Annotated in this window: 17 protein-coding genes; 13 read left to right on the forward strand and 4 right to left on the reverse strand. The window is 62.1% G+C overall.

The window, feature by feature from the left end:
• Nucleotides 1–16: 16 nt before the first annotated feature.
• The 3 genes from R5O87_RS07785 (at nt 17) to R5O87_RS07795 (ending at nt 3706) form a co-directional block, all read left to right on the forward strand.
• On the forward strand, nt 17–1471 hold the full coding sequence (locus tag R5O87_RS07785) for an NAD-dependent succinate-semialdehyde dehydrogenase (protein ID WP_410558427.1): 1455 nt from the start codon (nt 17–19) through the stop codon (nt 1469–1471).
• Nucleotides 1472–1511: 40 nt separating this feature from the next.
• On the forward strand, nt 1512–2204 hold the full coding sequence (locus R5O87_RS07790; RefSeq protein ID WP_410558426.1) for a GntR family transcriptional regulator: 693 nt from the start codon (nt 1512–1514) through the stop codon (nt 2202–2204).
• 395 nt (nt 2205–2599) lie between these two features.
• Nucleotides 2600–3706 carry an IS110 family RNA-guided transposase gene (locus R5O87_RS07795; RefSeq protein ID WP_462836410.1) on the forward strand — a complete coding sequence of 369 codons (1107 nt, stop codon included), beginning with the start codon at nt 2600–2602 and terminating at the stop codon, nt 3704–3706.
• A 1157-nt stretch (nt 3707–4863) separates the two neighbouring features.
• On the opposite strand, the gene R5O87_RS07800 is transcribed toward R5O87_RS07795, so the two are convergent.
• Nucleotides 4864–5538 carry a haloacid dehalogenase type II gene (locus R5O87_RS07800; RefSeq protein ID WP_410554355.1) on the reverse strand — a complete coding sequence of 225 codons (675 nt, stop codon included), beginning with the start codon at nt 5536–5538 and terminating at the stop codon, nt 4864–4866.
• A gap of 82 nt (nt 5539–5620) precedes the next feature.
• Entirely contained in the window at nt 5621–6805 is a 1185-nt protein-coding gene (solA, locus tag R5O87_RS07805; protein ID WP_410554356.1) for an N-methyl-L-tryptophan oxidase, read from the reverse strand.
• A gap of 168 nt (nt 6806–6973) precedes the next feature.
• Here solA and R5O87_RS07810 point away from each other — a divergent pair, with 168 nt between their 5' ends.
• From R5O87_RS07810 to R5O87_RS07845, 8 genes are all read left to right on the forward strand, one after another.
• Nucleotides 6974–7876 carry a LysR substrate-binding domain-containing protein gene (locus R5O87_RS07810; RefSeq protein WP_410554357.1) on the forward strand — a complete coding sequence of 301 codons (903 nt, stop codon included), beginning with the start codon at nt 6974–6976 and terminating at the stop codon, nt 7874–7876.
• 192 nt (nt 7877–8068) lie between these two features.
• Nucleotides 8069–8797, forward strand: a complete 729-nt coding sequence (locus tag R5O87_RS07815; RefSeq protein ID WP_410554358.1) for an aspartate/glutamate racemase family protein — start codon at nt 8069–8071, stop codon at nt 8795–8797.
• Nucleotides 8798–8827: 30 nt separating this feature from the next.
• Nucleotides 8828–10114, forward strand: coding sequence for a 3-oxo-tetronate kinase (gene otnK / locus R5O87_RS07820; protein ID WP_410554359.1), 1287 nt, complete (start codon nt 8828–8830; stop codon nt 10112–10114).
• 5 nt (nt 10115–10119) lie between these two features.
• A complete protein-coding gene (gene otnC, locus R5O87_RS07825) occupies nt 10120–10737 on the forward strand; it encodes a 3-oxo-tetronate 4-phosphate decarboxylase (RefSeq protein WP_410554360.1) in 618 nt (205 codons plus the stop codon).
• A gap of 280 nt (nt 10738–11017) precedes the next feature.
• Nucleotides 11018–11782 (forward strand): ABC transporter substrate-binding protein, encoded by a 765-nt coding sequence (locus R5O87_RS07830; RefSeq protein WP_410554361.1) that lies wholly within the window; start codon nt 11018–11020, stop codon nt 11780–11782.
• Between the two features lie 45 nt (nt 11783–11827).
• On the forward strand, nt 11828–12724 hold the full coding sequence (locus R5O87_RS07835) for an amino acid ABC transporter permease (protein WP_410554362.1): 897 nt from the start codon (nt 11828–11830) through the stop codon (nt 12722–12724).
• Nucleotides 12721–13488 carry an amino acid ABC transporter ATP-binding protein gene (locus R5O87_RS07840; RefSeq protein WP_410554363.1) on the forward strand — a complete coding sequence of 256 codons (768 nt, stop codon included), beginning with the start codon at nt 12721–12723 and terminating at the stop codon, nt 13486–13488. The genes R5O87_RS07835 and R5O87_RS07840 overlap by 4 nt, the downstream gene beginning before the upstream one ends.
• Before the next feature lie 69 nt (nt 13489–13557).
• Nucleotides 13558–14229, forward strand: a complete 672-nt coding sequence (locus R5O87_RS07845) for a GntR family transcriptional regulator (RefSeq protein ID WP_410554364.1) — start codon at nt 13558–13560, stop codon at nt 14227–14229.
• A gap of 83 nt (nt 14230–14312) precedes the next feature.
• Here the strand turns inward: R5O87_RS07845 and R5O87_RS07850 are convergent, their stop codons facing one another.
• Nucleotides 14313–14657, reverse strand: a complete 345-nt coding sequence (locus tag R5O87_RS07850) for a cupin domain-containing protein (RefSeq protein ID WP_410554365.1) — start codon at nt 14655–14657, stop codon at nt 14313–14315.
• Nucleotides 14658–15636: 979 nt separating this feature from the next.
• Here R5O87_RS07850 and R5O87_RS07855 point away from each other — a divergent pair.
• Together R5O87_RS07855 and R5O87_RS07860 are read left to right on the forward strand one after the other, a co-directional pair.
• Nucleotides 15637–16842, forward strand: a complete 1206-nt coding sequence (locus tag R5O87_RS07855) for an aminotransferase-like domain-containing protein (protein ID WP_410554366.1) — start codon at nt 15637–15639, stop codon at nt 16840–16842.
• A 156-nt stretch (nt 16843–16998) separates the two neighbouring features.
• Nucleotides 16999–19206: an amylo-alpha-1,6-glucosidase gene (locus R5O87_RS07860; protein ID WP_410554367.1), complete on the forward strand. Its 2208-nt coding sequence runs from the start codon at nt 16999–17001 to the stop codon at nt 19204–19206.
• 56 nt (nt 19207–19262) lie between these two features.
• Here R5O87_RS07860 and R5O87_RS07865 read toward each other — a convergent pair whose 3' ends face one another.
• Nucleotides 19263–19925, reverse strand: a complete 663-nt coding sequence (locus tag R5O87_RS07865; protein ID WP_410554368.1) for a GntR family transcriptional regulator — start codon at nt 19923–19925, stop codon at nt 19263–19265.
• Nucleotides 19926–19952: the final 27 nt, after the last annotated feature.

Below are 19952 nucleotides of genomic sequence, written 5' to 3' on the forward strand. Positions count from 1 at the left end.
TCTTGAAAGCATTGATATGAGCACATCATTTGAACCCTCAGGCCTGCAGAAGGACCTGTTTATCGACGGCGCCTGGCAGCAGGCCGCCAGCGGCGCGACGTTCCCGGTGGAGAACCCGGCCACCCATGAGGTCATCGCCCGGGTGGCCGATGGCGGGCCTGACGAGGCCCGCGCAGCCATTGAGGCTGCCGGCCGGGCCCAGGCAGAGTGGGCGAAGTCCACGCCCCGGGAACGGGCTGACATCCTGCGCCGTGCCTTTGAACTGGTCATCGCCAACACGGACCGTCTGGCCGCCATCATGACCGCCGAGATGGGCAAGCCCCTGGCCGAGGCAAGGGGCGAAGTGGCCTACGGCGCCGACATGCTCCGCTGGTTCTCGGAAGAAGCCGTCCGCATCGGCGGAGACAACGCCACCTCCAATGACGGGAACACCCGGATCATGATCACCAAGGAACCCGTTGGTCCCTGCGTGCTGGTCACCCCCTGGAACTTCCCGCTGGCCATGGGCACCCGCAAGATCGCCCCCGCCGTGGCCGCCGGCTGCACCATGGTCTTCAAGCCTGCCGAACTGACCCCGCTGACCTCCCTGGCCCTCGTGGACATCTTCAAGCAGGCAGGCCTGCCTGACGGTGTGCTGAACGTCGTCACCACCTCCAGCGCCTCCAGCGTCGTGGGAACCTGGATGAGCAGCGGCATCGCCCGCAAGGTCAGCTTCACCGGCTCCACTGAGGTGGGCAAGATTCTGTTGCGCCAGGCGGCGGACAACGTCATGCGCTCGTCGATGGAACTGGGCGGCAACGCCCCGTTTATCGTCCTGGCCGACGCGGACATCGAAAAGGCCGTCGACGGTGCCCTGAAGGCCAAGATGCGGAACATGGGCGAGGCCTGCACCGCCGCAAACCGTTTCTTCGTCCACCGTTCCGTCGTTGAGGAATTCGGTGAGAAGTTCGCCAAGCGGATCTCCGAGCTGAAGGTAGGCAACGGCGCACTGGCGGGTACCGACGTCGGACCCCTGATCGAGCAGAAGGGCCTGGACAAAGTTGAAAGCCTCGTCAAGGATGCGGTCACCAAGGGCGCGCGGATCCTCACCGGCGGGACACGTCCGGAAGGCCCGGGATACTTCTTCACCCCCACCGTCCTGACCGACGTGACCGCCGATGCGGAACTAATGAGCACCGAGATCTTCGGTCCGGTCGCGGCGATTACGGCCTTCGACAGCGAGGATGACGTCATCCGCCTTGCCAACGACACCGAATGGGGTCTGGTTGGCTACGTCTTTACTGAGAACATGGACAAGGCCTTGCGCTTCTCCGCAGAACTGGAAGTGGGCATGGTCGGGCTGAACACCGGCCTGGTCTCCAATCCTGCGGCGCCGTTCGGGGGCGTCAAGCAGTCCGGGCTGGGACGCGAAGGCGGCAAGGTTGGAATCGAAGAATTCCTTGAGACCAAGTACACCGCAATAGCGGTCTAGCGAGCCAGTTAGTCGAAGAAATGAAATGAGGGGGATGTCAATGGCGGCACCAGAGGGACTGTTCGTACTGGAAGGAAGGCCCACAGCGCAACTGATTGCAGATCAGCTGCGGGAACAAATCGTCCAAGGAACCTTCCGCCCCGGGCAGCAGATCAACGAATCTCTACTGGCCGGCCAGCTTCAAACGTCCCGGGGACCTCTTCGGGAGGCGCTGCAGCGTCTGTGCCAGGAAGGAATCCTGGTCAGCCATCGCAACCGCGGAGTGTTCGTCCTTGAGCTTTCGCTGGCGGACGTCAAGGAGATCTACGCCGTCCGTGAGTCCGTGGAACTCGCCGCTGCGAATACGCTGCTCGACTCCGGACAGCAGGAAATCAACCACACGTGCGAGGTGCTGGGGGGAATCCTCCGGGATATGGAAAAGCAGGTGGCAGTCTCGGATTGGCAGGCCATCGCGCGGCTGGACATGGAGTTCCACACTGCCCTCGTTGCAGGTGCCGGCAACACACGCCTGAGCAGGATCTACAAGACCCTGGCGGCGGAATCAAGGATGTGCATTCTCAACCTTGAAGTCGCCTACCCTCGGGTGGATGTTCTGGTGCAGGAACACCAGAACATCCTTGACCTGTTGGAGGCAGCAGACCGCAAGGGACTCCAGGGCGCCATCAAACGGCACATGCAAAAAGGTGTGGAGGACCTCACCGCCACCAGGCCGGACATCGATATCACCGCTTAGGCACTCATTTGGCGCAACTCCAGTGAAGAGGAGGCCAGGTCCAGTGGACCCGGCCTCCTTTTTTGTTTTTGTGCAGCCCTGCGGGAGGACGGGACTTAGACGATATGAAGTGTGGTCGGGGGTCCTACACGTCCGGGCCGGCCATTATCGCCGGGCGGTCCTGCAGCGCCAGCTTGATGTGGGTCGGTGCCATGTTCCGAGAGGGTGGCGCTGCAGGGCCTGTTCCCGGCGGTGATGTCCTTTATCCCGGGACGGGCAGGTTCTGGCAGGAGTACGGGGGGCCGGGGCCTTCTGTTTCACAGCGTCCGTGGGTTGCCATTAGCGGCTCCCGTGGCCTGCGAAGCTGCTGCGGGGTGCAATGGTAGTGCCACATGTGAGGTTGGGAGGTCCCGGCTATGTTCGAGCATACTTTCATTGGTCTTGATGTTCACGCGGTCAACGTCGTTGGGCACGCATTGAACCCGGACACTAGTGAGATCACACGGCATACCATGGCGCCTGACCCGGCCGTGGTGCTGGAGTGGGTCAGTCGGTTCGAGCCGCCCGTCAAGGTCGTCTACGAATCGGGCCCGACAGGGTTTGTCCTGGCACGCCATCTGCGGGTTGCGGGGATCAATTGCGTGGTCGCAGCATCCTCGAAGCTGCTGCGCGCACCCGGGGACCGGGTGAAAACCGACCGGCGGGACGCCAGGGTGCTGGCCGAAATGCTCGCGGTCGGTTCGGTCACCGAGGTCCGCATCCCGGCCCCTGACGAAGAGTCCCTGCGGGATCTGTCGCGGCTGCGCTCCGGTGCGGCCAGGGACCTCGCGCACGCCCGCCAGCACGTGAACGCCATCCTCTTGCGCCACGGCATCCGCTATCCGAAAGCCACCCGGTGGACAAAAGAACACCGTCTTTGGCTGCACCGCCAGCACTTTGACGAACCGGCGCTTCAGTTCACCTACGACGCCGATGTCGAGCAAGCCGAGCTGCTCGCCGCGCACCTGGCACGCATCGACAAACAGGTCGCCGCCACTGCCGGTGCGTGCCGCTATGCTCCAGTGATTGCCGCCCTGATGTGCCTTCGTGGCATCCAGCTCACGACCGCCTTCGGGCTGGCCGTGGAGATCGGCGACTGGACCCGCTTCACCGGCTCGACCATCGGGTCCTATCTCGGCCTGGTTCCCAGCGAAGAGTCCTCCGGCCCGTCACGCCACCAAGGCCCGATCACCAAGGCCGGGAACACCTACGCCCGCAAACTCCTGATCGAGGCAGCCTGGCAGCACCGACGCCCCTACGCCCGGCCCGGGGAACGGCTGCTGCGCCAGCTGGAGCTCGTCGCCCCGGCAACCCGCATCCGCGCCCTGGAAGGAAACCACCGGCTGCATCACAAATGGGAAGCCTTCGATCACCGCCACAAGATGTCAGTGAAGGCCAACACCGCAATCGCCCGCGAGTTGGCAGGCTGGTGCTGGTCACTGGCCACCCCGCTCCAGCAAAGGCAACCCATGGCAGAACCCTGACCAGAACGTGCCTCCGAAAACGGTGGAAATGCGCTGGCAAGCAACCGGAGCCAACTCGAGAATGGACTATGAGCAGGCGGATCCAACCGTCGACGCTCGACCTTAGACACCGATAACGCTCCCGCCGAACACATCGTCATGCGGTACCCAACCCGCGAATATCAGTCTGACACTGCCCAGTCGACACAAGACCCGCCACAACACACCCCACCAGACCGGACCGCACAGGATGAGCGGCCCCCGGAACCAAGACCGGGAGCCGCTCATCTATGCCTCTTGACAACTGAAGCTACATATCAGTCCGGCAGGGGGTCTGGAGGATGGCCGCATGCTTGACTGTGCTGGAAGGGAAATACCTTGGCTGCAAGCCGCACCTCTGGAACCGGTGAGAGTGTCCCCCGCCGCACAGTTGAATGCTGTTCTTGTCGGGATGGTTGAGGCGACGTCAAACACCGGCTTGTTCTGGGGCACCCAGTCTCTTCCGCCAGCGGCGGCAAGGCGGGCGCACAAGCAGCGTATTACGTTGGATGTGGGGATGAAGCGGCCGATGAACACTGTCGATCTGGCATCGCACAGGCACATAAGGAGCCAGGGAGCGACTGCGGTGATTCGATGACGACAGCGGGGCCGCTGGCGGTGGCCAGCAATCCGTAATAGGCGCCATTGGGACTCCCGGCTGATGGTTAGGACAGACGCGACCAAGATGATCGTCAGTCCGTGGACGCACGCGCCGCCGCGTTCCAGTTCCGCCGGAAGAGCGATATACAGCTGGTTGGCTGCCAGGAGATTGACACTGTAGAAGGCCGCGAACCCGATGAACTTTTTCTCTTTGAGGCAGCAGCAAAGGCCCGACGGCGGTGACCCCGGCGGGCAGCTCGGCTAGAGTTTTGGGGGCTTGTGGCCGGGGGGGCGGGCAGGAAGAGCCAGAAGACCAGAGACGTTGCGTCATAAGAGCCTCAGGGCCGGTGCAAGTTGCAGCGAACTGTTGGACGGGCACTTCGATGCCGATGCCCGCAACTCGAATTGGTCATCGATGTGACAGGAAATCTGCAAAGCTCAAGGGCCCGAGCCCGTTGCAACACGGTGCTCAGGCCCTCGAGCTTGGGCTCTAATCCAACGAGCCCGTCCCACTTCTAAAAACGGGTCTTGGCCTGGGTTTAGAGTCCGAGGTGCTTGTTCAGCTCGTCCAGCGACTTAACAGTGAAGATGTCGTAGCCCGGAGCGAAGGGTTCAGCGCCACGGTCCAGCATAATAAGGTCCCGGAAACCCAGGTTGTGCATCGGGATGTGGTCGTACAGTGGGTGCGAGGAGACGTGGAGGAAGTCCTCGGGTTTGGCGTTCAGGGTATCGAGCATGTACTCAAACGCCTGGAGGCGCGGCTTGTACGCCTGGGCCTGTTCAGCGGTAAACACAGCGTGCCACTCTGCGCCGAGCTTGGGAATGCTGATCTCCAGGAAGCTGTTGTCCGCGTTGGACAGAGCCACCAGCTTGTAGTTGCCGCCCTGGAGCTTGAGCGCGGCCGGAACGTCCTCGTGGGCAATGGAGTTGCGTACAGCCTCAGCGAGCTCTGCGCCGGCACCGGGGGTCGGCCCAATGCCAAACCGCTTGCATGCGCGGTCAAAGGCATTCTGAAGGATCTGCTCGTAGGGCTTGTAGTCGCCATTGACCTCGTCGAACCGGTATGCACGGAAAATCTTCTTGAAGGCCAGCCACTGCTCTTCGGGGATGCGGCCATCGAGAAGGCGTTGGGTGGTGGGATAGATGTTGAAGTTGATAAGCGTGCCGTAGACATCATAAGAGATGTACTTCGGGCGGAAGTTCGTGTCTGCCATGGTTCGTCCGTTCTTAGTTACCTTGTATTTTTGGGAAGGGGCTTGGATTTCAACAAGTGGTCTTTTGTTGAATGATTGATGCTCAACCCAGAGCCAGTGAGGTGACTTTCCTGTCCGGTCCGAGGAACCTGGCAGGGTTCATGAAACTGACGTCTGTGGCCGTTGTTCCGTCCACCACGAGGTCTGCGGCAATTGCTCCCAGGGCAGTGGCCATCTTGAAGCCGTGACCTGAGAATCCGGCCGCGACGACGACGCCTGCCATTCCGGGAACCGCCCCCAACAGCCCGGTCGCGTCAGGTAAATGACCGTCCGCACACGTGGCAACCCGCACCGGCTCCGGAATCAGTTCCGGAATGAATTCACGGACCCATGCCCGGATGGTGTCCAAATGCTTAGGATCCCAAGTAGGAGGCTTCTCCATGGACTCCACCTCGTCCAGGTAGACGCTCCCCACGACTTTCAGCGTCCAGCCGTCAGCGCTCGGGAACCCGTAGAGCTGGGCTTTGTCCGGCCTTCCGTCTTCCTCCGCCCGCCTGACAAAGACCGGCATGTCTTCCCTGCAAAATGCCGCTGGATTCACAGCGGGGAACCAGGTCAGGACCTGCGGCAGGACTGAAAGGTGAACGCCGAGCTCCTTGCACACTGCTCCCGCACCGTTGCCCTGCGAGATGATCACTCGGGAGGCGATGATTTCTTCCTGATCCGACCGGACGATATACCGGTCACCGTATGGCTCAACTCTGTGTGCTTTCCGGTTTCCCAGGAACCTGGCGCCAAGCCGCGTAGCCTCCATGAGTGCGGCGGTCACGGCCTTCTCTGAATTCAGGTAACCGCCCTCAGGATCAAAGATTGTCACATCCCCGTCCCTGATCACGTGTTCGGGGTATCTTGCTCTGGCTTCATCGCCCCGGAGAAACTCGAAGTCAAGACCATTGTCTTTCCCGGCGGCAAGGAGCGATGCCAGTCGCGGATTGTGCTCGTCATATATCGTGACGGCGCCGGTCGTATTGAGCAGGCGGGTCCCGCTGGTTTTCTCCAGATCGCGCCACAGATCCTGTGACCTCTGCAAAAGGGAAGTGTAATGCCCGCCCTCCGCGTATACCTTCCGGAAAAGGCGCGATTCGCCGGCGTATGCGGAAAAAGGGCCGGGGATCGAAAACCTGTCTATTCCAATCACGCGCTGACCGCGGGAGGCGAGCTGCCAACTCGCCATGCTTCCAACCGAGCCGACTCCGACGATCACAACGTCCGTTTCGAGTGCAGTCATGCTTCTACCTTGCTTTCCCTTAGTGCAAGCCGTTGTCCCGCTCCGGGCTGCCTCTGAAGGGCCATACCGTCGGCTGTGCTTCCAGTCAGTTCAGCGTAGGACACAAGAAGGTCCTAATTAAGGGCCTATGGGACAATGCATTGTTTCCAAAAACGAAAGAAGCAGGAGATGGACCTCACATCGATAGATGATTTGGAGTTTTTTGAACAGATCTCCCGTTCCCAGAGCCTTACTGAAGCCGCCAGGAACTGGGGAAAGTCGGTGTCCGCGGTGAGCAAACGCCTTGCCGCGCTCGAGTCCCGGCTAGGGGTACCACTGGTCCGGCGCAGCACGCGCCGACTGATGCTCACCGAAGAGGGGCGGCGCTATGCGACAGGCGCCGTGGCCATCCTGCAGCAGAAAACTGATCTCGAAGACGCCCTGTCCGCACAGCACGGCGAGCTCAAGGGACGCCTTACTGTGCATTCGTCCTTGGGGATCGGCCGTAAGCACATTGCGCCGCTGCTCGGGGAGTTCGTCCGGCAGCATCCATTGATCCAAATAGACCTGGAGCTTTCCCCACTGCCTTTGAACATCTCGGGGACGAGTTTCGACATCGCCATCCGCGTAGGCGGACTTTCGGATTCCAGGCTCAAGGTAAAACTCCTGGCACGGAACCGAAGGATTGTGTGCGCGGCGCCCAGCTACATTGACACCGCCCCGCCGCTGCGGACCATTAGGGACCTGGAGCGGCACAACTGCATCGTCCTGCGGGAAAACAATGCCGACTACTCGTTGTGGCGCTTTGGCGAGAAAGGCCAGGACTACGTAGACGTCACGGGCAGCATGATCAGCGACGACGGGGATGTGGTGACCGACTGGTGCGTCCAGGGCCTCGGCTTGATCATGCGCTCCAGCTGGCACGTCAACCCGCTGATTCAACAGGAAGCACTTCAGCAGGTCCTCCCGGACATCCCGACCCCCAGCGCCGACATTTATGCTCTCTACCCCGCCACGGCCAGGACACCCCGCCGAATCAGCGCGGCCATTGAGCACCTGCGCCAGGGGCTGGCGGCGAGGCTGGGTTCCTAACGAGGGCAAGGCCGCCGTCAATGACGGAATTCCTGGCGGCTGTTCGGGTGCGGGCGATCTGCCCATCTACTGCTTATTTCGTTTCTGGAAATAATGCATTGTCCCAAGCGCCCTTAATCAGTTTCTTCTTGTCTCGTACGCTGGTCTGGCCGGCAGCCATCCACAGCCGCTGCAAACGACAGGAAAAAGACCATGAACCCACCCGTGACCACCACGGCCACCTCGCCCCCGGCAGCCCAGGACATAACGCCCAGCCCGGTGCTTGCAATGCTGCACACAGTGCCCGGCTTGGTACCGGGCATGGAAACCCTGGCCGCCGGCACGGTTCCCCGCCTCCGCGTCCTGCACTACGTGGACGAGTCATTGCTCCAAGACACCATTGCCGCGGGAACAACGCCAGGACACGTTCGACGGCGGCTGGTCGACTATGCCCGCTACGCCGAGGAATCGGGTGCCCAGGCATTGTTGGTGAGCTGTTCCTCCATAGGCGAGGCGGCAACCGCCGCCGCGGATTTCGTCTCCATCCCTGTCCTTCGCATCGACACCCCAATGGCCGAGCTGGCGATATTGTCCGGCGACACGATCGGTGTGCTTGCGACCCTGTCAGCGACCCTGGGACCAACCACGCGGCTAGTCCAAGACTCGGCCACAAAGCAGAACAAAACCCCCACCATCGTCGCCAGAAAAGTCGACGGCGCTTTCTCCGCCCTGCGCGCAGGTGACCGGATGGTGCATGACAGCTTGGTGCTCGCCGCATTCTCGGAACTGGCAGCGGAGTGCGATGTCGTCGTTCTCGCCCAAGCCTCCATGGCCCGGGTCATTGAGCATGCCCGGGACCAGCCGGGAGGGCCCACCGTCCTTGCTTCCCCCGACTCCGGGATGACCCAGCTGAGCACTCTTTTCCCTGCCAAGAACTCATAAAGAACGTCATTACCCGAGAAGGATCCGAGCATGTCAAACACTCAAATGACGTCGAATGCCCCATGGCTTGGAGTTATCGCCGACGACTTCACAGGAGCCTCTGACGTGGCCGGCAGCCTTGTCAGTGCCGGGATGCGGGTGGTGCAGACCTTCGGCGTCCCCGACCCATCGATGCAGCTGCACGACGCTGACTGCATAATCGTGTCCCTGAAGACCCGCAGCGTGCCGGTCGTCGAGGCAGTAGAACAGTCTCTGGCGGCGGCCCGCGCCCTCAAATCCCGGGGCGTTCAGCAGCTCTACTTCAAATACTGCTCCACGTTCGACTCAACGCCGGAAGGCAACATCGGCCCCGTGGCAGACGCCCTGCGTGGTGAATTTGTCCCCGCGGGCCAGATCACAGTCGTTGCCCCCGGAACCCCTGCATTACGGCGGACCGTGTACAACGGTGTGCTCTTCGCAGGGACGGACCTCCTGCACGAATCATCTATGCGCAATCACCCGCTGACCCCGATGACGGATTCGAGCGTGCCGCGGCTGCTTCAGGCGCAAACCAAAAAGCTCGTGGGCCACATCGGCTACAGCGTCGTCGAAGCCGGCGCTCCGGCAGTTCAATCGCAGTTCCAGACCCTGGGTGGCCAAGGTACCGAGTACGCCGTCGTCGACACCCTCCATGACCTCCACTTGGCGACGCTGGGCGCTGCAGTGCTCGACCACCCGCTGGTCACTGGTGGATCAGGGCTGGTGGGAGGTCTGGCAGCTGCCCGCGGGTTCCGCGGCCAGCCACAATCGCCGCGTGCCGCACAGCCAACGGGCGCGGCCGCGGTCGTCGCTGGCAGCTGCTCGGAGATGACGAGGATGCAAATCACCGCGTTCCGCCGGCAACGACCCTGCTTCCTCGTCGATCCTGTCGCCATCGCGCAAGGACAAGACGTGGTCGCGGAGGCCCTGCTGTTCGCGCGGGACAACCTTCCGGACGGCCCGGTATTGATCCATTCCACCGCCTCCCCACAGGAAGTCTCGAGAGCGCAAAGGCAACTTGGCAAGGCCCGCGCCGCTGAAATCACCGAAGACAGCCTCTCCAAGATCGCCGAAGGACTCGTTGCCCTGGGCATCCGACAGCTTATCGTCGCCGGCGGAGAAACCTCCGGCGCTGTCGTCCGCAAGCTCGGCATTACCACGGCCCATGTCGGGAAGGAAGTCTCCCCGGGAGTGCCATGGCTGGAAACGGACACTGGCCCCGGGCTGTCCATCCTGCTCAAATCCGGAAACCTCGGAACGCCGGGACTCTTCCTCGACGCATGGGACCACAACGGATGACCGACATGGACAGCCGCATCGAACTCGTCCGACTTGCCAGGTCCCTGCACCAGAGAGGCCTAACCAGGGGAACATCCGGAAACCTCAGTGCCCGTGTGGCAGGCGGAATGCTGGTCACGCCCACCAACGCCTCACTGGGTGAACTCAGAACCGACGACCTGGCAAAAGTCTCCGACACCGGCGAGCACTTGTCCGGGGCCAGTCCGTCCAAGGAGGCATTCCTGCATCTGGCGATGTACCGTGCGAGGCCGCAGGATCACGCCGCAGTCCATCTTCATTCAACCTACGCCACAGCCCTTTCATGCCTGGACGATCTGGACGACGATGACGTTCTGCCACCCTTGACGGCCTACTTTGTAATGAGAGTCGGCCGGCTGGTCCGGTTGCCATATTTCGCCCCTGGAGCCCGGGGTTTGGCCGAGGCTGCCCAAACCGCTGCAGCGTCGACCCGTGCCCTGCTGCTGGCGAACCACGGACCGATCGTTTCCGCGCCTTCCCTGGCACAAGCAGTGGACGCCGTTGAGGAAGTAGAAGAAACAGCACGAGTGTTCTTTCTCCTCCAGGGCCACGCGACGCGGCCGCTCCAACCCGCCCAGGCGGCGCGACTGACCCTTAGCTCCTGAAAAATTTTCTGTGAATTGTCGAGGATCTGCGATCGTGATGGTTGCATTATTAGTTAGGAGACAGCGGGAAAACAGGTGAACATCAGTCCGGCACGGCCGTCGCAAGAGGAAAGCAGCGATGAGGATCAGAACCAAAGCCCAGAGCGCAGTTGCAGCATTGGCAGTTGTGTTGGCACTGACCGCTTGTGGCCCGGGTACCAACAGTGATTCGCAAGCCGATGGCTCCAAGACGTCGAACACGGCGGATATTTCCGAGGGGGTCCAGCCTGATGCGGCGGCAGTGAAGCTCTTGCCGCAGTCCTACAAGGACAAGGGTGAACTGACGGTGGCCATGGACCTGCACTACCCGCCCACCACGTTCCTGGCCGACGACAACGCCACCCCAATCGGCCTCAACCCGGACATCGCCCGTCTCGTGGCCAAAAAGCTTGGCCTCAAGCTGAAGTTCGAAAACACCGCGTTTGACACCATCATTCCCGGCATTGACGGCGGCCGCTATGACTTCACCGTCACCACCATGGCACCCACGCCCGAGCGATTGAAGGTGCTGGACATGATCGACTACTTCAACGGGGGCCTTTCGGTTGCCGTCACCGCCGGCAACCCGCTGATGATCAGCAACGACGATATGTGCGGCAGGAACATTGCCGTCACGAAGGGCTCCACCGGGCAGCTGATCCACCTGCCCAACGTTTCGGATTGGACCTGCGCCGCCAAGGGCAAGCCGGCCATCAACGCGGTTACGCTCCCCAATGTCCAGGAGGCCCTGACGCAGTTGGCCTCCAAGCGCATCGATGGGGTCTTCTACGACACCGCTTCGCTGGTATGGGCGGCAAAGCAACAGCCGGACACATTTACGATTTTGTCTCCGCAGGTGGATACCCGTTCAGATCACGTCGTTGCCATTGGCCTGAAGAAGGGGTCACCGCTGACTCCCGCACTGCAGAAGGCCACACAGTCAGTCCTGGACAGCCCCGAATACAAGAAGTCACTCGGCAACTGGGGCCTGGAATCGGGCGCCATCACCGAAGCGAAGCTTAACTGAAGGCCCGCCGTGCTGAAATTCACCAGTCGTGGAAGGCGGCCAACCGTGGGGCCGGTAAACGCTGCCCTCAAGCCAAGGCTGCGGCGTAGAAGCATCTTTGAGTACGTCGCGTGGGTGGTCTGCATCCTGCTTGGTGTGGGCATTCTGATCTCGGTTTTGACCAATCCCAACTTCAAATGGCACGTGGTTGCCAGATACTTCACCCACGAAACGATCATCCGCGGCCTGATGCTGACGGTTTTCCTGACCCTGGCAAGTATGGCCCTCGGCACACTGTTGGGCCTGGTGCTGGCGATCATGAGGTCCTCCAGCATTAAGCCGGTCGCCGTCACTGCAGGCGTGTACGTCACCCTCTTCCGCGGCACCCCAGTCCTGGTGCAACTGATTTTCTGGTTCAATATCGCGGCCCTGTACCCGAACCTGACCGTCGGAATACCCTTCACGAACATCAGCACCGCCGTCGATGTCAATGCCCTGATGGCACCCATCACCGCAGCCCTCGTAGGCCTCACGCTCAATGAAGCCGCCTACATGGCCGAAATCATCCGCGGTGGCTTCTCCGCCGTCGGAAAGGGCCAGATCGAGGCCGCCGACTCCCTGGGGATGAGCCGGGCCATGAAGATGCGCAAGGTCATCATCCCCCAGGCCATGCCCGCAATCATCCCGGCGACCGGAAACCAGGTCATCGGCATGTTCAAGGAAACGTCCCTGGTCAGCGTCCTCGGGGTTGCCGAGCTGCTCCAGAGCGCGCAGCTGATCTACGCCCGCACCTACGAGACCATCCCGCTGCTGATCGTGGCCAGCCTCTGGTACCTCGTGATGACCCTGTTGCTGAGCTATCCGCAATCCAAGCTTGAGCAAAGGTATTCCCGCGCAACCTCCACGCTGCCAAGGAAGGCGAGAAGAGCGCCCCTGACAGAACAGGAGGGGATTGCCCGATGAGAGCCGACGGCACCATTCATGCCCGCGGAATCCGGAAGTCCTTCGGATCGAAGACAGTCTTGCAGGACATTGATCTCGACATAGCCAGTGCTGAGGTCTGCTGCATCATCGGCCCGTCCGGCTCCGGAAAATCCACCCTGCTGCGCTGTCTCAATGGCCTGGAAACCGTCGACACCGGAGTCCTGAAGGTTAACGGTGAGAACCTGGGGTACTACGAAACGGACACCGCCTACCACGCCCTGCCCCCGAAGGAACTCGCACGGCAGCGCACCAGAATCGGCATGGTGTTTCAGCAGTTCAATCTGTTCCCCAACATGACCGCCCAGGAAAACGTCATGGCCGGCCCCGTCCTGGTCAAGGGCAGCGACAAAAAGCAGGCCGCCACGCGGGCCGAGGAGCTGCTGGCCAGCGTCGGCCTCTCTGGTTTCGGCGATCACTATCCCGCCCAGCTGTCCGGCGGGCAGCAGCAGCGCGTCGCCATCGCCAGATCCCTGGCCATGGACCCCGAGATCATGCTCTTCGACGAACCCACCTCTGCCCTCGACCCCGAAAAAGTCGGTGAGGTCCTCGCCGTCATGAAGGATCTGGCCAGCAAAGGGATGACCATGATTGTGGTCACCCATGAGATGGGCTTCGCCCGCGAAGTCGCTGACTCCCTAATCTTCATGGCCGACGGCCGCATCATCGAACGCGGTGACGCCAGGGAAGTCCTTCGCACCCCGAAGGAACGCCGCACCCAATCCTTCCTGGAAAAGGTGCTCTAACAATGGATGAACTTGAGTCCTGCACCGTCTGGGACAGGTAGCATGCCGAAGAGTGAGATGAGGAATGACATGGCGGCAACCGAAGGACTGTTTGTCCTGGAAGGAAGGCCCACGGCCCAGCTGATTGCCGATCAGCTGCGGGAACAAATCGTTCAGGGGATCTTCCGGCCGGGAGAGCAGATCAATGAATCTGCCATGGCGAGCCGGCTCCGCACGTCCAGGGGACCTCTCCGGGAAGCATTACAGCGGCTGTGCCAGGAAGGGATCCTGGTCAACCACCGCAACCGCGGGGTGTTCGTCCTGGAGCTTACGCCCGAGGACATCAGGGAGATCTACGCCGTCCGCGAAGCCGTGGAATCAGCGGCAGCGAATACGCTGCTGGAAGGTAAGCAGGACCAGGTCACGGACACCTGCGACGTGCTGCAGGGAATCATCAATGACATGGCGAAGCAGGTTGCTGTTTCCGATTGGCAGGCTATCGCACGGCTGGACATGCAGTTCCACACCTCCTTCGTTGCAGGGGCAGGAAACTCCCGCCTGATCCGCGTCTACGAGACACTGGCCGCCGAATCCCGGATGTGCATTCTCAGTCTGGAAGTCTCTTATCCACGGGTGGATGCTCTCGTGCAAGAGCACCAGAACATCCTGGATCTCCTGAAAGCGCGGGACAAAAGGGGTCTCCAGAAGGCCATCAAACGGCACATGCAAAAGGCCGTGGAGGATCTCACCGCCACCAGGTAGCCGCCCAGCGCACGCCCACGTCTTCCGGACGGGAGCCCCGGGCGGCTGTGGACTGCCGCCCGGGGACTCCTGCCGGTTGAGAATTATTCGGCCGCGGCAGGAACGTCCTTAACAACCCACATCTTGCGCACCGTCTCGTGGATAGTCCAGCTGCCCTCCCAGCCGGCAGGAGTAACGAACAGCGTGCCCGGGCCGATGTCGAAGCTGGTGCCGTCCGGCTCCGTGATGGTGCCCTTCCCGCTCAGAATCTGGCAGATCTCGTCGTATCCGGGACGGGTGCTTTTGAAGGTTCCCGGAGTTACCTCCCAGATGCCGGTCCTGAAGTCGTCCCTCGCCCAAAGACGCAGGGACACCTCGGTCTGCCCTGCGGTGATCGACGTTTCCTTGGCTTTGTGCTCCCCCGGGTGTGCGGTTGTCGCATCGCTCATAACGGTCGCCTTGACCATAGTTGCTCCTTCTTGGGCTGTGCCCAGTACGTAGGTGCCCGCCCTCACTGGAAGGCACGGATTTCATCCTAGCAATTGTCAACAATCGACGATAGGCTTGAGGTGGAAGTTTTTCCAACGGGGGCTGCGCTGGACGACCTTGCCTCCTCTCCCGGGCCAGCGCTGCTGAGAGCAAAGCCCCCGGCCCCCGACGCAATTCACAGAAAGGCACACACAATGCGACAGAGCCGTCGTGTATCCATGTGGACGTCCCTGCAGACCGGAGACGTCATCGCTCTTTGCCGGCAGGGAGTCGAATGCTACAAGGGGTCCATTGATGAGCGAACGGAGGATGGCCGCACGATCTGGGTGACAGACCAAATCGGCGACCGCCGCCTGTTCCATGTCGAGGATGACTACGACCTACTGGTTTCGGGCAATGTCTATTCCTATTAGGCAGACTTTGGGAACAGGCCAGTTCGGAGGCCTCGGCAGAATCCCGGTCCTGCGGGCGGCGCAATGCTAAGCCTGATCTTGCTCATCACAGCAGGGTTCGTAAGCAGCTCATGCGCTGTCTCGCAACAGCCGGGGTCCCCTACGCGAGGAGGCCGGAGTAAGTTCGACGTGCGCCTGCTGTTACAGATCTCCGCCGGGATCCTTGCCCTCGGCGCCGTCATCCTGGCCGTCAGTGTTCAATTGGGCGGATCCCAATGACCGCGCCAACACCCAACATCCCCGAGCCGTGGCCGGCCGGCGCCCCCTCACCGACAGGCACGGAGATGGTCTTCCACGATCCTCTTCCGCATTCGCTACCCGACGCACAAGCAGTGCCCTCCAATCGCCGCCTCGAGCCTTCCCATGGCGCATCCACACAACGCCTCGGACCAAAGCGCCTGAAGAAGAGAAGGCTCGCCACGCGCGCCGACGTGATCGACGCTGTTGCGCGCGAACTGCAGCTCTTGGCACAGCGCCGGGGAAAGCCGTGAATCCCGTCGACGTCCCGTGGGCAGCCCGGACCAGGGGCTTGGGCGGCTCGATCATCGATTCGAGCACAACGCTGCTGCAGCGGCAGACACATGACATCGTCAGCTTCGCTATGGGGAGTCCGGCTGCTGAAGTGGTTCCGTCCGAGGCTTTCAGCGAGATCTACAGTTCCCTTCTCGCCACTAACGGGGCAGAGGTTTTCGGCTACGGAGCCACCGAGGGCGAAACGGCGCTCCGCGACGAACTCCTTGCATACTTGGAAACGACTCCTGAGCGCACGTCCGCCGAACGGCTGATCATCACCAGCGGAGGAATGCAGGGCCTGGATCTTGCGGGCAAGCTGTTTGTTGACCCGGGAGACCTGGTGATCGTCGAGGCACCAACCTACACGAACGGAAGCGCCACGCTCCTGGCCTATGGTGCAGACATCGTGGAGGCTCCGATCGACGACGACGGCATGATGGTGGGGGCTTTGCCGGAGCTGGTTCAAAAAGCCGGGCGCCTGCCCAAAGCCATCTACGTGATTCCGAACTTCCAGAACCCTACCGGGACGGCCATGTCCCTGGAGCGGCGGCGACTTCTGCTTGCACTTGCCCGCGAATGGCAGAGCATTATCATCGACGACGACCCCTACGGCATGTTGCGGTTCGACCACATGCACATCCCGGGGTTCCGCGAGCTGGGCGGCGGGGATCCGCTCGTCTTCTCCGTCCGCACCTTTTCCAAGATCCTGGCTCCCGGGCTCCGCGTGGGCTGGGTGGACGCCGACCCCACAATCGTGGCGAAACTCATTGATGCAAAGCAGACGATGGATACCTGCACCAATGTTCCCAACCAACTCCTGTCGGCCGAGTTCCTCCGCCGCGGTGAACTTGAACCGCATCTGGGCCGGCTCAGAAGCGAATACCACAGGCGGATGAGGGCAATGCAGGCGTCGCTGGAAAAGCACTTCGCCGGGCAGGCGACATGGACGAATCCGCAGGGAGGATTCTTCCTGTGGCTCACCTTCGGTGACCACGTCGACACGTCGAAACTCTTTGACGCGGCCGTCCGGAATGGTGTGGCGTTTATCCCCGGACGTGCGTTTTCGGTGACTGGAGGGTTCGGCAACGCTTTGCGGCTGTGCTTTGCCTCGCAAACGCCGGAGCGTTCGGAACTCGGCATTTCCCGGCTCGCGGATACGTTGAGCACGCTGTCGGTTTAACCTGCCTGCCTGCCTGCCTCCTTCACTGTGTCCAACACTCTGCCGCCGCGGGCTCTGGCATCCCGAATCGAGCAAGAGTATCTTCGGTGCAAGAATTGAGGACTGCAGCGCCCAGGCATGGAAGCCCAGGCGCGTCGGTCTCCTGAAGGGGCCGGGATGGCTGGATGGAACGCTGACACTGCTGCCGGACCTGTGGGGGCAGGGACCATCACCTTGGTGGAAGGCACGTCCTTCTGCATCTCCCTGCCGAACGGGGACATCCACCCGGAGTATCCGCACGGGGTTTTCTTCCAGGACACGCGCATTGTGTCCCGCTGGAGCCTTACCGTCAACGGCCAGTCGCTGGAACCGCTGGCCGCAGAGACCAAGGAACCGTACCGTGCCCTGTTTGCCGGCCGCGTCACCCGTTCCGACGGGTATGCGGACAGCCCGCTGATCGTCGAGCGGCTGCGCGAAGTGGGGGCAGGCATCCAGGAGCAGGTCACCATCCGCAACTACTCCCCGGATCCGGCCGAATGCACCATTTCCATCCGTGCCGAGGCAGATTTCGCGGATCTGTTCGAGGTCAAGGAGGCCCGGATCCAGGGGCGCTGGGAAGAAACCCGGGAAGTGGAAGGCGACACCCTGGCTATCCGGGCCGTCTGGCAGGATGTCCGGAAGGGACTCCTGATCCAGGCTCCCGGAGCCGACGTCGCCCAAGACGCCCTGACATACGCCGTGTCGCTCGCACCGCACAGCCAGTGGAGTACCCTGGTCACCGCGGTGCCCAGCGCCGAGGCAGCAAGCCCTCCCCCGCCGTCGTTCATCCATATCGACGGCGAGAAACTGTCCCCCCGGGACCGCCGCCGGCAGGAGTGGGTGGCCAAGATCCCCAAGCTGCATATGGGCAACCACTCCATCGAGCGCAGTCTGCGGCGCAGCTACGACGACCTCGGCGCGCTCCGCATCGAGGACCCCAACCATCCGGAACGCATTGTGGTGGCGGCCGGTGCCCCATGGTTCATGACTCTTTTCGGCCGCGACTCACTGTGGGCGTCGGAAATGGCAATGCCGGTGGACCCTTCCCTGGCGCTGGGCACGCTGCAAACGCTGGCCGACCGCCAAGGCAGCGTGGTGGACCGGATGAGCGAGGAGGAACCGGGCAAGATCCTGCACGAGGTCAGGCTGGATGTCTCCAGCGGCCTGTCGCTGGGCGGCAAGTCCGTCTACTACGGCAGCATTGATGCCACGCCGCTCTTCGTGACGGTCCTCGGATCCGTCAGCCGCTGGGGCTTCGGCAAGGAAACCATCGCCGCGCTGTTGCCCCACGCCGACCGGGCCCTGGACTGGATCCGGAACTACGGCGATAGGGACGGTGACGGGTTCGTCGAGTATGAGCGCCTCAACCCCCAGGGCCTGATCAACCAGGGCTGGAAGGACTCGTGGGACGCCATTAACTTTGCCAATGGCCGTCTGGCCGAGCCGCCGATCGCGCTGTGTGAAGTGCAGGCCTACGTCTACGACGCGTACATGGCGCGCGCCTGGATAGCGTACGACGCCGGCGACACGGCTTTGGGTGACCAGCTCGCCGACCGCGCGCAGGACCTGAAGAAGCGGTTCAACGAACAGTTCTGGATCCCGGACCGCGGGTACTACGCCATCGCACTCGATGGCAAGAAGCGGCAGGTCGATGCGTGCGCGTCGAACATGGGCCACTGCCTGTGGGTGGGCCTGGTGGATGAGGACAAGGCACCGCAGGTGGCTGAGCACCTCATGTCGCCGGAAATGTTCAGCGGCTGGGGTGTCAGGACCCTGGCGAGCAACATGGGCGCCTACAACCCCGCCAGCTACCACAACGGCTCGGTCTGGCCGCATGACAACGCGGTGATTGCGGCAGGCCTGATGCGCTACGGATTCGTGGCGGAAGCGCAGCGCATCGCCACCGCGCTTTTGGAAGCCGCCGAATATTCTGAGGGGCGCCTCCCCGAGTTGTTCTGCGGCTTCAGCCGGGACCAGTTCGCCGAGCCTGTCCCCTACCCGACGGCGTGCTCGCCCCAGGCGTGGGCAGCCACGACGCCCATCCAACTCGTGACCACGCTGATGCGGTACGACACGCATGTTTCCCGCGGCGGTTTTTGGATGGACCCGGTCCTGCCGGAATCCTACGGGGAGCTGCACATCACGAACGCGCCCATGGCTGGCGGCCGGATCACGATCGACATCGCCAATTCTGTGCCCACGGTCCAGGGGCTGCCCGACGGCATGGCTTTCCACAAGGGGCACCGGCCATGGTTGGCCGAGCTCGTGAAGGATGCGGGACTGCAACGAAAAGCCAGCAGCCCAAAGCCACGTGAGGATGCCCGCGCCACGCAAAACCAAGAGTGACGGGCTCCGAGACTACCGAAACCGTCACCGGCTTCGTCCCCGGCCCGCCGTAGCGGCTACTTCTGTTCTAGAGCATCTGCTTGGAGAGCATTCTGGAGTTGATTGACCGTCTCCTGGCGGAAGGCCTCGAAGTCGCCTTCCAGAGCAAGCTCAGCGAGTTTCTCGTGCTCAACAGCGATGTCATGAAGGTCGCTGTAGGAACGGTGGTCAACCGCCAGGTACAGACGCAGCTTGTTCTCCCACCCGTTCCACATGCTCTGCAGCGCGGCGTTCCCCGAAAATTCGTAGAAGAGCCTGTGGAAGCGAAGATGAGCGTCGATGCTGCCTGGGATGTCATTGGTGTCGGTGGCCCGGTACAGTTCCTCGATGGTTTGCTTCAGCCGGAGCTGCTCGGGACCCCGCAGCATGGGGGCCGAGAGCTCGGCAGCATAGGGCTCGACGAGGACTCGGATCGCTGCGATCTCCGCGACGTCGCGAGCACTGACTTCCACAACGAATGATCCACGGAAGGGGATCCTTATGACCAGCCCTTCCTCCTCAAGTTTGGTCAGCGCCTCACGTAATGGGGACCGGCTGATACCGAGGTCCGCAGCGATGTGCGTCTCGCGCAGTTGTCCCCCTGGAGGCACAGTTCCGTCAAGGATTGCGGTACGGAGCACACGGTAGACCCCGTCTGGTGTGGTTGTCCGTTGTTCCTGCCACTCGAACTTGCGGTCCATTGCTGCCTCCTTGTCGATTGTCGATTA

Source organism: Arthrobacter globiformis, from assembly GCF_046536215.2.
GTDB classification, from domain to species: domain Bacteria; phylum Actinomycetota; class Actinomycetes; order Actinomycetales; family Micrococcaceae; genus Arthrobacter; species Arthrobacter globiformis_E.

Bases quoted from the DNA above. Each gene is read 5' to 3' on its own strand.
- R5O87_RS07785 (WP_410558427.1), top strand. From the start codon at position 17: ATGAGCACATCATTTGAACCCTCAGGCCTGCAGAAGGACCTGTTTATC.
- R5O87_RS07790 (WP_410558426.1), top strand. From the start codon at position 1,512: ATGGCGGCACCAGAGGGACTGTTCGTACTGGAAGGAAGGCCCACAGCG.
- R5O87_RS07795 (WP_462836410.1), top strand. From the start codon at position 2,600: ATGTTCGAGCATACTTTCATTGGTCTTGATGTTCACGCGGTCAACGTC.
- R5O87_RS07800 (WP_410554355.1), bottom strand. From the start codon at position 5,538: ATGGCAGACACGAACTTCCGCCCGAAGTACATCTCTTATGATGTCTAC.
- solA (WP_410554356.1), bottom strand. From the start codon at position 6,805: ATGACTGCACTCGAAACGGACGTTGTGATCGTCGGAGTCGGCTCGGTT.
- R5O87_RS07810 (WP_410554357.1), top strand. From the start codon at position 6,974: ATGGACCTCACATCGATAGATGATTTGGAGTTTTTTGAACAGATCTCC.
- R5O87_RS07815 (WP_410554358.1), top strand. From the start codon at position 8,069: ATGAACCCACCCGTGACCACCACGGCCACCTCGCCCCCGGCAGCCCAG.
- otnK (WP_410554359.1), top strand. From the start codon at position 8,828: ATGTCAAACACTCAAATGACGTCGAATGCCCCATGGCTTGGAGTTATC.
- otnC (WP_410554360.1), top strand. From the start codon at position 10,120: ATGGACAGCCGCATCGAACTCGTCCGACTTGCCAGGTCCCTGCACCAG.
- R5O87_RS07840 (WP_410554363.1), top strand. From the start codon at position 12,721: ATGAGAGCCGACGGCACCATTCATGCCCGCGGAATCCGGAAGTCCTTC.
- R5O87_RS07845 (WP_410554364.1), top strand. From the start codon at position 13,558: ATGGCGGCAACCGAAGGACTGTTTGTCCTGGAAGGAAGGCCCACGGCC.
- R5O87_RS07850 (WP_410554365.1), bottom strand. From the start codon at position 14,657: ATGAGCGATGCGACAACCGCACACCCGGGGGAGCACAAAGCCAAGGAA.
- R5O87_RS07860 (WP_410554367.1), top strand. From the start codon at position 16,999: ATGGCTGGATGGAACGCTGACACTGCTGCCGGACCTGTGGGGGCAGGG.
- R5O87_RS07865 (WP_410554368.1), bottom strand. From the start codon at position 19,925: ATGGACCGCAAGTTCGAGTGGCAGGAACAACGGACAACCACACCAGAC.